This window comes from Belliella pelovolcani (assembly GCF_900156785.1).
GTDB lineage: Bacteria > Bacteroidota > Bacteroidia > Cytophagales > Cyclobacteriaceae > Belliella > Belliella pelovolcani.
In genome coordinates this window covers 152,874-165,805 of sequence record NZ_FTOP01000004.1, presented here as the reverse complement: position 1 = coordinate 165,805, position 12,932 = coordinate 152,874, and the positions used below count along the sequence as shown (strand labels likewise).

Here is a 12,932-nt window from a genome sequence, read left to right as displayed (position 1 = left end):
GACTATTTCATTCAAATAAATTTTCTTTGATGAGAAAATCAAAGCACTTAATTTTCAACTTAAATAAATAATCACCCCATGAAAGCCTGTATCTCATATTTCTTTGTTTTCTTCTTAATTATCAATTCTCTGATTGCTCAGTCAAGGTATTTTCCAAGTTTGGGTACTTGGGATAAGAAAGACCCTTCTACATTAAAAGTAGATAGCAAACTACTACAAGACGCGGTAGATTTTGCTATCGCGACCGAAAGTTCTGCTGATCAAAACTTGAAAGTGGCTCATTACCTAAGTGCTTTTGGTAGAGAGCCTTTTGGTTTTCCTGTAGGCCCGATGAAAGATCGAGGCCCTGCGACGGGATTAGTAATTTTTAAAGGATATATTATCGCCGAATGGGGTGAACCTGGCAGGGTTGATTTGACATTTAGTGTAGCCAAGAGTGTACTATCTACTACGGTTGGGCTCGCTGTAGATCAAGGTTTGATTCGTTCAGAAAAAGATTTGGTTTATCCTTATATGGCACCCATTATACCTTATGATCCTTACAAAATGTTAATGAACAAGTCAGATCATTTGAATGATGAAGATGTTTTTGACTTGTTTGGTACTGATCACAATAAGAAAATCACCTGGGAGCATCTATTGAGACAAACTTCTGACTGGGAAGGATCACTTTGGGGCAAACCAGACTGGGGCGATCGTCCACAGGGGAATTCTGCTACTTGGATCAATAGAGAAAGAAATGAGCCTGGGTCTGTTTATAAATACAATGATACTAGGGTGAATGTATTGGCACTAGCGGCTATGAATGTATGGAGAAAACCCCTACCGATTGTTTTCAAGGAAATGGTCATGGATAAGATCGGTGCTAGTCCAACTTGGAGATGGACTGGTTATGAAAATTCTTTTGTCATCATTGATGGTCAAATCATGCAATCTGTTTCGGGTGGCTCACATTGGGGAGGTGGCTTATTCATATCTGCTTATGATCAAGCCAGATTTGGCTATTTGACCATGAACAAAGGAAAATGGAATGGTGAGCAAATCATCTCAGAATCTTGGATAGAAAAGTCCCTCAGTCCAACTTCTGTTCAGACCAATTATGGCTTCATGAATTATTTTCTCAATACGGACAAAAAAGAAATTCCAGCTGCACCTTCCACAGCCTTCTTCCACTTAGGTGCTGGAACCAACATGATCTATGTAGATCCAGACAATGATTTGGTCATCGTAACTCGTTGGATTGAGAATAGTAAAAAATCTGAATTGGTAGAAAAGGTATTGAAAGCCATTGGTAAATAATTCGGCTAACTTCTTAGTCTACTTAGGACTGCTCTGACTACTGTGATTGTTTGCTCTATCTCCTCATGCGTGGTACTTATCCCAAGACTAAATCGAATTGAAGCTCTTGCTAAATCTGCCTCAATTCCCATTGCATCAAGTACATGGGATGGTTTTGGGGTTATGCTGCTACACGCTGACCCAGAGCTGACAGCCACGAATCGATTGATTTCTCGAAGTAAATCTTCTCCTTCTACGCCTTCAAATGAAATATTGGTGACATGTGGAAGCCTATTTTCTTGACTAGCATTTAAAACTGTTCCCTCTAGTGCAAGAATGCCTGATTCAAGCTCATATCGGAGCTTTTCTATCTGATTTGAATATAAGTCAATATGATCTTTAGCAATTTCTGCTGCCATTCCTAGCCCTATGATGCCAGGAACATTCAATGTACCGCTTCTGAATCCCTTTTCATGACCACCTCCCTCTATCAATGGTTGAGGCTTTGGAAAGGTGTGGTTATGTCTGATAAACAAAGCCCCAACTCCTTTTGGTCCATAAAACTTATGCGCAGACAAGGCCATTAGATGGATTCCACTTGAGTTGACTGGGATTTTCCCTATGGCTTGAACTGCATCAGTAAAAAAAATGACATTGTGCCTCTCAGCAATAGCTGCAATTTCTTCTATTGGATGTATCAGACCAGTTTCATTGTTTGCCCACATCAAGCAGATCATTTTTGTCGTGGGTGTGATGCTTGCTTCTAGCTGTTCGAGATCTATTTTACCAGTAGGATTTACAGGTAATAGCGAAACTTCTGCTCCCTTTTTAGCAATGCTACTTAAGGTATCTAAGACTGCTTTGTGCTCAGTGACACAAGAAATATAATGTTGCTGCTCACCTTGATAATGATCAAATGTACCCTTGATAGCTAAGTTAATTGCCTCTGTAGCACCTGAAGTAAAAATCAGCTCCTTGGGTTTTGCTTGGATTAGATGAGCAAGTTTTTCTCTAGCCTCTTCTACTGCGTTTTCAGCCATCCAGCCAAAGGGGTGATTTTTGCTAGCAGCATTACCAAAGTGAGTAGAAAAATAAGGAAGCATGGCCTCTAATATTACTGGAGCTACTGGCGTAGTGGCATTATGATCTAGGTAAATTGGGTAATTCATTTGAATAGGTTAATGGCTAATAGTGGATTGGTTATTGGTATATATGCTATTAGTTGAACTTCATTAAAAACAAGTTATAGAATCTTCGTAAATAAAATTGTCTTTTGAAATGGTAAAGCCTACTTTCTAAATATTATTTCAATTCTATTACTACTATATTTCTATCATATTTCATATAGAGAAACAAAATCAAACCAAACCCAAATCATGCAAGAAACTTGGTTTTTTAAAATAAATCAGAAGCAATCCTCACTAGAAACTCTTATTAAAGATATTTTGGAAAAGGAACGGAAAGAACTCGGGATTTTCCTTTCCTATTATTTCAAAAGAGAAGGTGCAGTCACTGAAAATGTGGCTTTGAAAGGTGAAATAAATTTTATTTCTGAGTTGAAAGGTTTTTTTACCTTAGATTTTGACTTGGTACACTTCAATGCATGTCTGAATATTCATGATACCAATCTAGATGAAATTAAGGTTGACTTTGAGTTATCGGAAGACATGAAAGAACTTAAGCTCACCGGACCATATTTTCCAGAAAGAGGAATGGACGAAATTTGAGATGCATTATACTGTAAAATACAAATAACCCCGAGTTTCACACGGGGCTATTAAAATCATCAAAATAAAGTCTTCATTTCTTGAATCTTGAGTCTTTTATCTCTATCCTTATCCGCCGTGCCTGACAAAACATCTCAAATCTCACCTACCCCCTTCTGATCTCTAGATTCAAATCAGAAAACTCTTTTTGTTCTATAAATGGTTGACTTCTCAATCTCCTTCCAGTTGCAGCAAAGATAGCATTGGCAATTGCGCCACCTGTCGGAGGTAAGGCTGGTTCGCCAAGTCCAGTCGGGTCATAACCACTGTCAACATAATTAACATCTATTTCAGGCACTTCTTTCATCCTGATCAATCTATAGGAGTCGAAATTCTTCTGCTTTGGAAGACCATTCTCAAATACCAAGTTACCAAACATCGCATGCCCCATACCATCTACTATACCTCCCCTTACCTGATGATTGGCTCCTGTAGGATTGACCACAATGCCACAATCTGTTGAGGCTACTATCTTTTTCAATACGGGCTGATTATTGATCATTTCAATATTAGCCACTTGAGCAACATAGGATCTGTGTGAGAAATAGACAGAAAATCCTTGCTTCACATTGCTATCCTTACCCCAATTGGATCGTTCAGCAGCATCTTTGATAACACCGATCATACGATCAACATCATAATTAACTGATCCAGTTGGTGAACTCTTAGCTTGTTCTAATAAATCTAGTCTAAACTTCACAGGGTCTTTCTGTGCTTCTAAAGCTACTTCGTCCAGAAAAGATTGCTCCGCATAGGCTAGGAAGTTGGTAATAGGTGCTCTCCATGCATTGGTAGTCACAGAGGAGTTGTAATTGATATTCTCGATCAGAAGGTTTGGTACGGCACCAGAAGGGAAATTATCTTGTCTGACGGAGTTACCAGCATTGAGCCCTACTCCTCTTAACTTAAATCCAATCATATTTCCTGCCGCATCTAGCGCGGCAGAGAACCTGTACCTTACAGCAGGTCTGTATGCTCCTCCGGTCATATCATCCTCTCTAGTCCAAGTCACTTTTACAGGTGCATTGACTCTTCTTGAGACTTCTACTGCATCCAAAACATAGTCTGCTCTCAATCTTCTACCAAAACCACCACCAAGTCTAGTGATATCCACGGTGATGTTTTCTTTAGGAATTCCCAATAGTTGAGCTGTCTGCATTCTTGCTGCATCGGGAGTCTGTGTAGGGCCAATTAGCTCCACTTCTTCTCCCTTGACATGCGCAAAGAAATTCATCGGTTCCATGGGTGCATGCGGCAAGAATGGACACTGATATTCACTTGTGATTACTTTTGCTGCATTTTTAAATGCCTCGTCCACATTACCATCCTGTCGCATGACTCTTGCATCTTTGGAATCTAGTAATTCCTTCATGATTTTATCATGATCAAAAGTACTTTCTACATTTCCATCTGATTCGTATTCTACTTTTAATCTACGCTTTGCCTTCATCAATGGCCAAGTAGAAGTACCTACGATTGCCACAAAATTATCATATTGGATGACGTCTGTCACTCCGGAGACACTCCTAGCTGATGCATCATCTACAGATTTGATTTTCATTCCAAAAGGAGGCCTTTGAATCATGGCGTGAAGCATCCCTTCTCTGTAAAAATCCAAACCAAAAAGAGGCTTTCCTGTAAACATATCATCATTGTCTACATTTTTGATGGGAGTACCTATGATGGTAAAATCCTTTGGATCTTTAAGCAATACTTCTTCTGGTGCCTCTAATTCCGAGGCCGCCATGACCACTTCTCCATATGTCAGCTTTTTTCCACTAGCTTTATGGTAAATCATTCCTTTTTCGGTGGATAATGAAGCCATATCCACTTCTAGCTGATTAGCAGCTGCTGTCAACAAAAGGTGTCTCGCTGTGGCACCTGCTTTTCTCAATCTTTCCCATGAATGAGGCATAGCACCCGAACCTCCAGTAAGCTGTCGATCAAATTTATCATTATCCAATGGAGCTTGTAATACGCGTACTTTTGACCAATCAGCATCAAGTTCCTCAGCTACGACCATAGGAAAAGATGTTTTGATATTTTGACCCAATTCTGGATTAGGAGAATAGATCACCACATCTCCATCTGGAGAGATGGATAGAAAACTATTGAAATTATGTGCTTTACTCAAAACTTCCTCAGTTGAGAGTACTTTCATTTTTGGAGAGTCACAACTAGACCAATAAAAGCCAATAAAAAGACCTCCTGTAGCAGTTGCCGCGATTTTCAAGAAATCCCGTCTATTTGTTTTAGTGATATCAGCCATAATTATTTGGTTTTAGCAGCCAAAGCTACTGCTTCTCTGATTTTGTGATAGGTTCCGCAGCGACAGATATTTCGATTCATCGCATTGTCTATTTCTTCCAAGCTTGGCTTAGGGTTCTTTTTCAAAAATGCAGCTGCATTCATAATTTGACCTGCTTGACAGTATCCACACTGTGCCACGTCCACTTCCTTCCATGCCTTTTGAACAGGGTGGTCACCATTATCAGATAATCCTTCTATGGTAGTGACTTTATCTGTTCCAACACTAGATATAGGCATAGTACAAGAGAAAGTAGCCTCTCCATTGATATGTACTGTGCAAGCTCCACATTGGGCGATCCCACAGGAATATTTGGTACCTACTAAGCCTAGATGATCTCTTAAAACCCACAGAAGTGGCGTGTCGTCTTCTACATCTACTTCGTAATTTTTACCGTTTATGCGTAGATTATAATTTGCCATGATAGAAATTATTTATTTAGAGTATAATTTAAACATAAAATCATAAATGCATAAATGCTTGGGTATTTTTTCGATAGATAATTTGACAAACTGCCATTAATGGATATAAATGGATATGGTTTTCACCCAGGCTCGTACTAATGGTTTTTAAAAAGCTTTTAAAGCACTATATTTATTTTTTGAATCAAAAACTACCAAACCTATTATGAAAAAAATAAAAGCAGCAATTGTTGGAACGGGTTTTATTGGCCCGGCACATCTGGAAGCATTAAGAAGAATTCCAAATATTGAAGTTGTGGCACTTTGTGAGGTCAATATTGAGTTGGCAAGGGAAAAAGCCACTTTATTGGGCATTCCAGAAGCTTTTACTTTCGAAGCTATGCTTCAAAATCCTGAGATTGATGTGGTACATATCTGTACGCCAAATTTCCTGCATTTTTCACAATCCAAAGCAGCGCTTTTGGCAGGTAAGCATGTGGTCTGCGAAAAACCACTCGCTACCAAAATCGAAGAAGCTGAGGAACTAGTTGCATTGGCTAAAGAAAAAGGCCTAGTCAATGCAGTACATTTCAATCTTAGGTATTACCCAATGGTTAGACAAATGAAGACCATGCGTGAAAATGGTGATTTGGGAGACATCTACAGTGTCATGGGTTCCTATTTGCAAGATTGGTTATTCCTTCAGACGGATTATAATTGGAGGCTTGAGCCAGATAAGTCAGGAGACTCTAGGGCCATTGCAGATATTGGATCTCACCTTTTGGATATCACAGAGTACATTTCGGGATTGAAAATCACCGAAGTGATGGCTGACTTTTCAACTGTGCACAAAACTAGGTTAAAACCTTTGAAAGCCATAGAAACATATTCTGGGAAAATGCTCAATGCCTCCGATTATGAGGAAGTACCTATCACTACTGAGGATCATGCAACAGTGATGCTCAGGTTTGATAATGGTAACAAGGGCTCGGTGACTGTTTCCCAAGTAAATGCTGGACGCAAAAACAGATTGAATATTGAGATAGCGGGTTCAAAAGCAAATTTTGAATGGTGCTCAGAACGTCCTAATGAAATGTGGATTGGCAAGAGAGAAACAGCTAATCAACACTTGATGAAAGATCCAGCTTTATTTTCACCGGAGGCAGCTGGTTTAATCAGTTTTCCTGGCGGACACAATGAAGGCTTTCCTGATACTTCCAAGCAAATGTTTAAAGAAGTCTATGCTGCCGTGAGAGAAGGAAAGCAGCCTGTTCAGCCAAGTTTCCCTACCTTTGAAGATGGACTTCGCGAATTGATTATTTGTGAAAGAATCATTGAGAGCCATAAAGAACAAAGGTGGGTTAAAGTTTGATTTATTTAAAAGTAAAAATTTAACAATCCAAAATTGAAAACGAAATGAAAAAGAGCAGTTTGATTTTAATTATTTTGATGGCTTTTGGGCTTGTAGCTCAAGCACAAGATGAAAAGCCGAGTCCAGCAAAAACAGCTGAGGGAGAAATTAATGGCACCAAGATCACTATCAATTATTCTAGTCCAGCCGTGAAAGGTAGAACGATTTGGGGTGATCTAGTTCCACTAGGTCAAGTATGGAGAGCTGGAGCTAATGATGCCACCACCATAGAGTTTAGCAAGGATGTCAAAGTACAAGGAAAAGACCTTCCTGCTGGGAAATACAGCTTCTTTGTCATCCCAGGTGAGATGGAATCAACTTTCATCTTCAATAAAGTTGCCAAGCAATGGGGTGCTTATACCTATGATCAATCACAGGATGCTTTGAGAGTGACAGTACCTTCTGGACAAGGGTCTTCCATGGAAGAGCGATTGGTTTATGAAGTCACTTCTTCAGGTTTTGAGATTAGATGGGAATATGGTAGAGCTGCTGCAAAAGTAGAATAAGTCACTTACCTTATAATTTTGAAAATACCACTGCTAGCGCGGTGGTATTTTTTTTACCTTTGAATCTCAAAAATAAAGTAGATTTTGACTTTTGATTCATTCCGCATTGATTTGCCTGTTCGTGAGATTATCTCAGAAGTACAGGAAACATTAGCCCATAAAAATACAGTAATCGTCCAGGCACCACCAGGAGCTGGAAAGAGCACCTTATTGCCTTTGGCTTTGCTTGAGTCCGATTTTCTAAAAGGAAAGAAAATTCTAATGCTTGAGCCCAGACGCCTAGCCACAAAGTCTATCGCTCAGCGAATGGCTGAACTCCTTGGTGAAAACCTTGGAGAAACTATAGGCTATCGAATCAGATTTGAGTCTAAAGTTTCCTCTAAAACCAAATTAGAAGTCCTAACTGAAGGGATTTTGACGAGAATGCTACATGCTGACAATGCCCTCGAAGATGTTGGGATGGTTATTTTTGATGAATTTCATGAAAGAAACATTCATGCTGATGTAGCGATGGCGCTTTGTAGAGAAGCACAGCAAGTATTGAGACCTGACTTGAGGATTTTGGTGATGTCAGCGACTTTGGATATGCCACAGCTATCCCACTTACTTCAAGCACCAGTGATTTCCAGTCAAGGGAGAATGTTTCCAGTTGATATTTATTATGCAGGAGATATAGATCCTTGGTTGATGCCTGAGATGGTAGCCAAAGCTACTATTGATGCAAGTAAAAAGCATACAGGAGATATTCTTGTATTCTTGCCAGGGCAAGGAGAAATCAAAAAAGCAGAAGCTATTTTAAGGAAGCAATTACCTGATTTTTCTATCCATCCACTTTATGGCCAACTCTCCCATACTGCCCAATATCAGGCTATCATGCCCAATAGACATGGCAAAAGAAAAGTTGTCCTGTCCACTTCTATCGCTGAGACCAGCTTGACGATTGAGGGAATTACTATAGTGATAGATTCTGGATATGGTAAAACATCAAAGTTTGATCCAAATTCAGGTTTGAGTAGGTTGGAGACTATCAGGATTGCCAAAGATTCAGCAGATCAAAGAGCTGGAAGAGCTGGTAGATTGCAAGCTGGCGTGTGTTATAGATTATGGTCCAAAGCTACCCAAGCAAAGCTTCAGGAGTTTCGGACTCCTGAGATATTAGAAGCAGATCTAGCTTTTTTGGTGCTTGACATGTTAGAATGGGGTGTCAAAGACATCAGAGAAATGACTTGGCTTACTCCTCCTCCATCAGGTACCATTTCGCAGGCTTTCGAAATCTTGACCCAGCTCAGTGCCATAGAAGACGGTAAAATCACAGCACATGGTAAGCAAATCCATGCCATACCAGCCCATCCGAGGATTGCACACATGCTGGTCATCGCCGAGGAAGAATCCAAACTTGCATTGGCCACTGATATTGCTGGGTTATTAGAAGAAAAAGATCCTTTAGCTCCTGATTCAGGGGTAGATATCAATTTGCGTATAGAAGCTTTGCGCCGTACCCGAAAAGAAAAATTATCAGTTAAAGGATTCAATAAAGTGGAGAAAATTGCTGCAAATTACAGAAGGATATTTGGAGCAGCAGTTGAGAATGATTTTGTAGATCCATTTGAAACTGGGGCTTTGATCGCTTTGGCTTATCCGGAGCGAATTGCTTGTGCTCGGCCAGGAAATAATGCCCAATTTCAGCTGGCTAATGGCAAGTTGGCCATGATTTCACACAAAGATGACTTGGCGCATGATTCATGGCTTGCTGTATCACATATAGACGCTAGGGATGGCATGGGCAAGATATTTCTTGCTTCCCCATTGAACCCTAAAGACCTTCGCTCCTTCTTAAAAACCAAAAGAAGAGTGGTATGGGATAGTAGAAAGGGCGGCCTGATTGCTAGCAATGACTTGAGTATTGGAAGCATAGTATTAAAGTCAACGCCAATCGATGACCTCACAAAAGAAGATTTGTACCTTGCCTTGAGCCATGCACTCAACAAGGAAGGAGAAAAACTGCTGGACATCAATGAGCAAGTCAAAGCTTTACAAGCTAGAATGGCTTGTATAAAACTTTGGAGACCATACGAGAAATGGCCTGATTGGTCTACATCAGCTATTATTGAACGAAATAAAGAACTGTTTGGATCTTATTTTTCAGGGATCAAAAAACCGGAGGATTTCAAAAAGCTGGATTTAGTAGAAATTTTAAAAAATAGTATAAGTTATAAGCAATGGACAAAATTTGAAACACTTGCGCCAGTTAGAATCACTGTTCCGAGTGGAAGTAGCTTGATGCTAAATTATTCACCTCACGGAGATGCGCCGGTATTGGCCGTGAGGCTACAAGAAGTCTTTGGCTGGGTGTATACTCCCAAAATCAATGATGGCCAGACAAGCATCATTCTTCACTTACTTTCCCCTGGATTCAAACCAGTGCAAGTGACGGCTGACTTAAATAGCTTTTGGCATCATGCTTACTTTGAAGTAAAGAAAGAATTGAAAAGGAGATATCCAAAGCACGCTTGGCCTGACAATCCTTTGGAAGCTGAGGCTGTAAGAGGTGTGATAAAGAAGTGAATTAAAAAAGGATCGATGTGACTCGATCCTTTTTTTAGTTGTTCTCTAGATAGTTTAGCAGGTTAAGAAAGCTTGCCAGCGTAAATGGAGTGACCATCATTTCCTCTAGTTTGTCCAAATAAGCCTTTTTCTTTTCCTCGTAGTTATTCGGATTATATAATTTACACAGCGTAATAGCTCGAGCAGATCGATAAGTGAAGTTCTGAGTGATAAATTCTTGATCTGGATTATTATTAAAATAATCCTCAAGAATTATTGGGTCTGAATACCTATCTAGCCACCTAAAACCATCATTTATCAAATGACTTTCAATTTTTTTAAGGACTTCAGGCACTTCTTTTTCTTCTTCAATGAAGTACCGTCTTTGCATGTTGGCATTGATCTGATCGATGGGCATGATCAATGTTGTACTTCTTTCACTAAAATCACCCAATGATGGCAAGAACTGATTGATGATATCTTCTACTGCGTCGATTCTAATGCCAAGCTGAACCTCAATGCAGTTAGAATCTGAATTTGAGATATGATGAAAGAAGACGACCTGTTTGCCTTCATCAAATAATTTGACATAATGAAGAATCGTTGGATCTAGATTGAACCCAAAATCTTCCAAAAAATCTTGGTATGCCGTTTTCATTTCTTTTGATACTATCATCCCTATTATAACCTGTATTTCCCTTAATTTGTTGTTTATATTTAAAGAAATAATTGTTTTATTTCATTCAATATAGTTTCAACCTCTGCTTTTTTGATGGCATAATCATCACTTTCCTGATCGGAGTTGTTCTGAAAATGGCTCCAGTGCTTTTCTGCTTTCTTAATCGTCCTCGGGCTCAAATCAAACTCTACATGATCCAGGTAGGTTTTAGCCAAATTCGATGATTTGAAGTTTCCGAAAAGATATATCCTGAGAACATCAACAAATTTGTCACTCAAATCAAACCCTTCAAGCGCTTGGACAAAGAGTCCATTTCTATTTTTATTTGCATGATCGTGAATTTTCTCTAGTAGTGGTTCAAGAGCCTTATTGTTATTTTCGATCTTACTCAAAGCTCTGGCCGCTAAATAAGCATTGTCAATATTTTCACTGTTCAATACATCGATCAAACTATCTAGCACTTCTTCCGTTCCTATTTCTGCAAGTTGATCAGCATAAGCGTAAGCCTCTTCTTCAGACTTATCACACATTTTATCAAGCAGATATTGTATTTTATTTTCCATGGTTTTTTACTTTAGTATCAAATATAAGACCATCTACAAGGAGGAAACATAAAAAAAAAGTAAATGAAGACTTATTTATTTGAAAAAGAAGCATTTAAAAAGTTGTTTGATTCTCTCCTAAATAGTGGACTAAGTTTCGAATATAGTCAAAAGAAACATCAGATTAGCTATACAGATTCAGGTGAAAATTGTATCAAAATCAGGCTTCCTTTGAATATAAATTTTGATGCTAAGAAAAATGTGATTCAAGAACAGGAATTTCTCAATTATGTCTTAATCATGATAAGATCGGGAATTGGTTCGGTTGGATTTTTTGAAAATTTTGTAAATGAAAGGCATAAAGTTTTTCGTGCTTATATGGTTAGAAAAAAACAGGGAAAAAGTCAAATCAAACATTTGAAAACAAAAGGTAAGTCTCGAGCAGGATCTAGAGTTAGGTTGCAAGAGACTTTAGATTTCTTTGATGACATAAATGAGCGACTGAGAGAGCATTTTGAAGAATTCAGAATAGATAGGATCGGAATTAGTTGCTCGGAAACGTTGATTCCGTATTTATACGGAGGCAAAGTAGGCATTCCATTTGAAAAACAAGATTCTAGGATATTCAAAATCCCAAAACATATCCAAAATCCAACTTATGAAGCATTGATGGAAACTAATGAGTTTTTATTGAAGGCTGAAGTTAAGGTGACTGAACAAGGAAGAGAAATATTGGCTGGGTATTTTTCTTCAAATGATAGTGAGCAGATAGACGAAGAGGAAGAAGATTGGTAATATTGGAATGTTTTTTGATCCTTTTAATTTATTAAATATCATTAATTTAGACTAAGCCTTTGAAAAATCACCTTATACTCCTGATTCCATTTTTCTTGATACTATTCACATTGACTGATGTTCAAGCGCAACGCTATGGAACAGCAGCTGGTTTGAGATTAGGATCTAATGATTACAGTCGAACCTTAGGGCTTACAGCGAAGCAGCGTATTTTGAAACATACGACCCTAGAGGGAATCATTCAATCAGATTTCAGTCGAAATACAACGATGCATTTGCTCCTCGAGCAACACAAGCCAATTATCTCTAAGCGTTTCAATTATTATTATGGTTTGGGCTATTCATTTGGTTGGGAGGAAAGTCAGGTGAAAAACCCTGCAACAATGGAAATCATAACGACCTACGGTAATGCGACCAATGGAATAGATTTGATTGCAGGAATAGAAATGACTGTGCTCAACACTACGATTTCACTGGACTACAAGCCTAATTTTAACATGTCAGGAAGGGAAGAGTTTTTTAGAGGACAAGTTGGAATTTCGGCGAGAACTGTTTTAGTTAAAAGTAAAACTCAAGACAAAAAGCGGAGGCAAAAAGCAAGAGCCAAAAGGAAAAAAAATAGAACGCCATTTTTTGAAGGGCTCAAGGAGAAAATTAAAAGGAATTAAAACCCATTTATAAAATTAAATTCTACTTTTCAGG

Annotated in this window: 12 protein-coding genes; 7 read left to right on the top strand and 5 right to left on the bottom strand. The window is 38.8% G+C overall.

Annotated elements, in window-relative coordinates:
• Window positions 1-78 precede the first annotated feature (78 nt).
• A complete protein-coding gene (locus BW935_RS06650) occupies window positions 79-1,299 on the top strand; it encodes a serine hydrolase domain-containing protein (protein WP_076499770.1) in 1,221 nt (406 codons plus the stop codon).
• A 5-nt stretch (window positions 1,300-1,304) separates the two neighbouring features.
• Here the strand turns inward: BW935_RS06650 and BW935_RS06645 are convergent, their stop codons facing one another.
• Window positions 1,305-2,447 carry a cysteine desulfurase family protein gene (locus BW935_RS06645; protein ID WP_076499768.1) on the bottom strand — a complete coding sequence of 381 codons (1,143 nt, stop codon included), beginning with the start codon at window positions 2,445-2,447 and terminating at the stop codon, window positions 1,305-1,307.
• Window positions 2,448-2,654: 207 nt separating this feature from the next.
• Here BW935_RS06645 and BW935_RS06640 point away from each other — a divergent pair, with 207 nt between their 5' ends.
• A complete protein-coding gene (locus tag BW935_RS06640; protein ID WP_076499766.1) occupies window positions 2,655-3,005 on the top strand; it encodes a hypothetical protein in 351 nt (116 codons plus the stop codon).
• Between the two features lie 145 nt (window positions 3,006-3,150).
• On the opposite strand, the gene BW935_RS06635 is transcribed toward BW935_RS06640, so the two are convergent.
• Complete coding sequence (locus tag BW935_RS06635) at window positions 3,151-5,313, bottom strand: xanthine dehydrogenase family protein molybdopterin-binding subunit (RefSeq protein ID WP_076499764.1); 2,163 nt, start codon at window positions 5,311-5,313, stop codon at window positions 3,151-3,153.
• A gap of 2 nt (window positions 5,314-5,315) precedes the next feature.
• The gene (locus BW935_RS06630) at window positions 5,316-5,774 is read right to left on the bottom strand and encodes a (2Fe-2S)-binding protein (protein WP_076499762.1); all 459 of its coding nucleotides are present in this window, start codon (window positions 5,772-5,774) and stop codon (window positions 5,316-5,318) included.
• A 205-nt stretch (window positions 5,775-5,979) separates the two neighbouring features.
• Between BW935_RS06630 and BW935_RS06625 the strand changes: the two genes are divergently transcribed.
• From BW935_RS06625 to hrpB, 3 genes are all read left to right on the top strand, one after another.
• Window positions 5,980-7,125 carry a Gfo/Idh/MocA family protein gene (locus tag BW935_RS06625; RefSeq protein WP_076499760.1) on the top strand — a complete coding sequence of 382 codons (1,146 nt, stop codon included), beginning with the start codon at window positions 5,980-5,982 and terminating at the stop codon, window positions 7,123-7,125.
• A gap of 44 nt (window positions 7,126-7,169) precedes the next feature.
• Window positions 7,170-7,670, top strand: a complete 501-nt coding sequence (locus BW935_RS06620; protein ID WP_076499758.1) for a DUF2911 domain-containing protein — start codon at window positions 7,170-7,172, stop codon at window positions 7,668-7,670.
• 84 nt (window positions 7,671-7,754) lie between these two features.
• Window positions 7,755-10,235: an ATP-dependent helicase HrpB gene (hrpB, locus tag BW935_RS06615; protein WP_076499756.1), complete on the top strand. Its 2,481-nt coding sequence runs from the start codon at window positions 7,755-7,757 to the stop codon at window positions 10,233-10,235.
• A gap of 34 nt (window positions 10,236-10,269) precedes the next feature.
• Here hrpB and BW935_RS06610 read toward each other — a convergent pair whose 3' ends face one another.
• Both BW935_RS06610 and BW935_RS06605 read right to left on the bottom strand, forming a co-directional pair.
• Window positions 10,270-10,872, bottom strand: a complete 603-nt coding sequence (locus tag BW935_RS06610; protein WP_245802655.1) for a hypothetical protein — start codon at window positions 10,870-10,872, stop codon at window positions 10,270-10,272.
• Between the two features lie 59 nt (window positions 10,873-10,931).
• Complete coding sequence (locus BW935_RS06605; RefSeq protein ID WP_076499752.1) at window positions 10,932-11,456, bottom strand: HEAT repeat domain-containing protein; 525 nt, start codon at window positions 11,454-11,456, stop codon at window positions 10,932-10,934.
• Window positions 11,457-11,519: 63 nt separating this feature from the next.
• Between BW935_RS06605 and BW935_RS06600 the strand changes: the two genes are divergently transcribed.
• Both BW935_RS06600 and BW935_RS06595 read left to right on the top strand, forming a co-directional pair.
• Complete coding sequence (locus BW935_RS06600; RefSeq protein WP_076499750.1) at window positions 11,520-12,230, top strand: hypothetical protein; 711 nt, start codon at window positions 11,520-11,522, stop codon at window positions 12,228-12,230.
• Between the two features lie 59 nt (window positions 12,231-12,289).
• On the top strand, window positions 12,290-12,898 hold the full coding sequence (locus BW935_RS06595; RefSeq protein ID WP_076499747.1) for a hypothetical protein: 609 nt from the start codon (window positions 12,290-12,292) through the stop codon (window positions 12,896-12,898).
• The last annotated feature ends 34 nt before the right edge of the window (window positions 12,899-12,932 follow it).

Excerpts from the sequence above, each read along its gene's own strand:
- BW935_RS06630 (WP_076499762.1), bottom strand. The coding sequence starts at position 5,774 with ATGGCAAATTATAATCTACGCATAAACGGTAAAAATTACGAAGTAGAT.
- BW935_RS06645 (WP_076499768.1), bottom strand. The coding sequence starts at position 2,447 with ATGAATTACCCAATTTACCTAGATCATAATGCCACTACGCCAGTAGCT.
- BW935_RS06605 (WP_076499752.1), bottom strand. The coding sequence starts at position 11,456 with ATGGAAAATAAAATACAATATCTGCTTGATAAAATGTGTGATAAGTCT.
- BW935_RS06620 (WP_076499758.1), top strand. The coding sequence starts at position 7,170 with ATGAAAAAGAGCAGTTTGATTTTAATTATTTTGATGGCTTTTGGGCTT.
- BW935_RS06610 (WP_245802655.1), bottom strand. The coding sequence starts at position 10,872 with ATGAAAACGGCATACCAAGATTTTTTGGAAGATTTTGGGTTCAATCTA.
- BW935_RS06650 (WP_076499770.1), top strand. The coding sequence starts at position 79 with ATGAAAGCCTGTATCTCATATTTCTTTGTTTTCTTCTTAATTATCAAT.
- BW935_RS06625 (WP_076499760.1), top strand. The coding sequence starts at position 5,980 with ATGAAAAAAATAAAAGCAGCAATTGTTGGAACGGGTTTTATTGGCCCG.
- BW935_RS06635 (WP_076499764.1), bottom strand. The coding sequence starts at position 5,313 with ATGGCTGATATCACTAAAACAAATAGACGGGATTTCTTGAAAATCGCG.
- BW935_RS06600 (WP_076499750.1), top strand. The coding sequence starts at position 11,520 with ATGAAGACTTATTTATTTGAAAAAGAAGCATTTAAAAAGTTGTTTGAT.
- BW935_RS06640 (WP_076499766.1), top strand. The coding sequence starts at position 2,655 with ATGCAAGAAACTTGGTTTTTTAAAATAAATCAGAAGCAATCCTCACTA.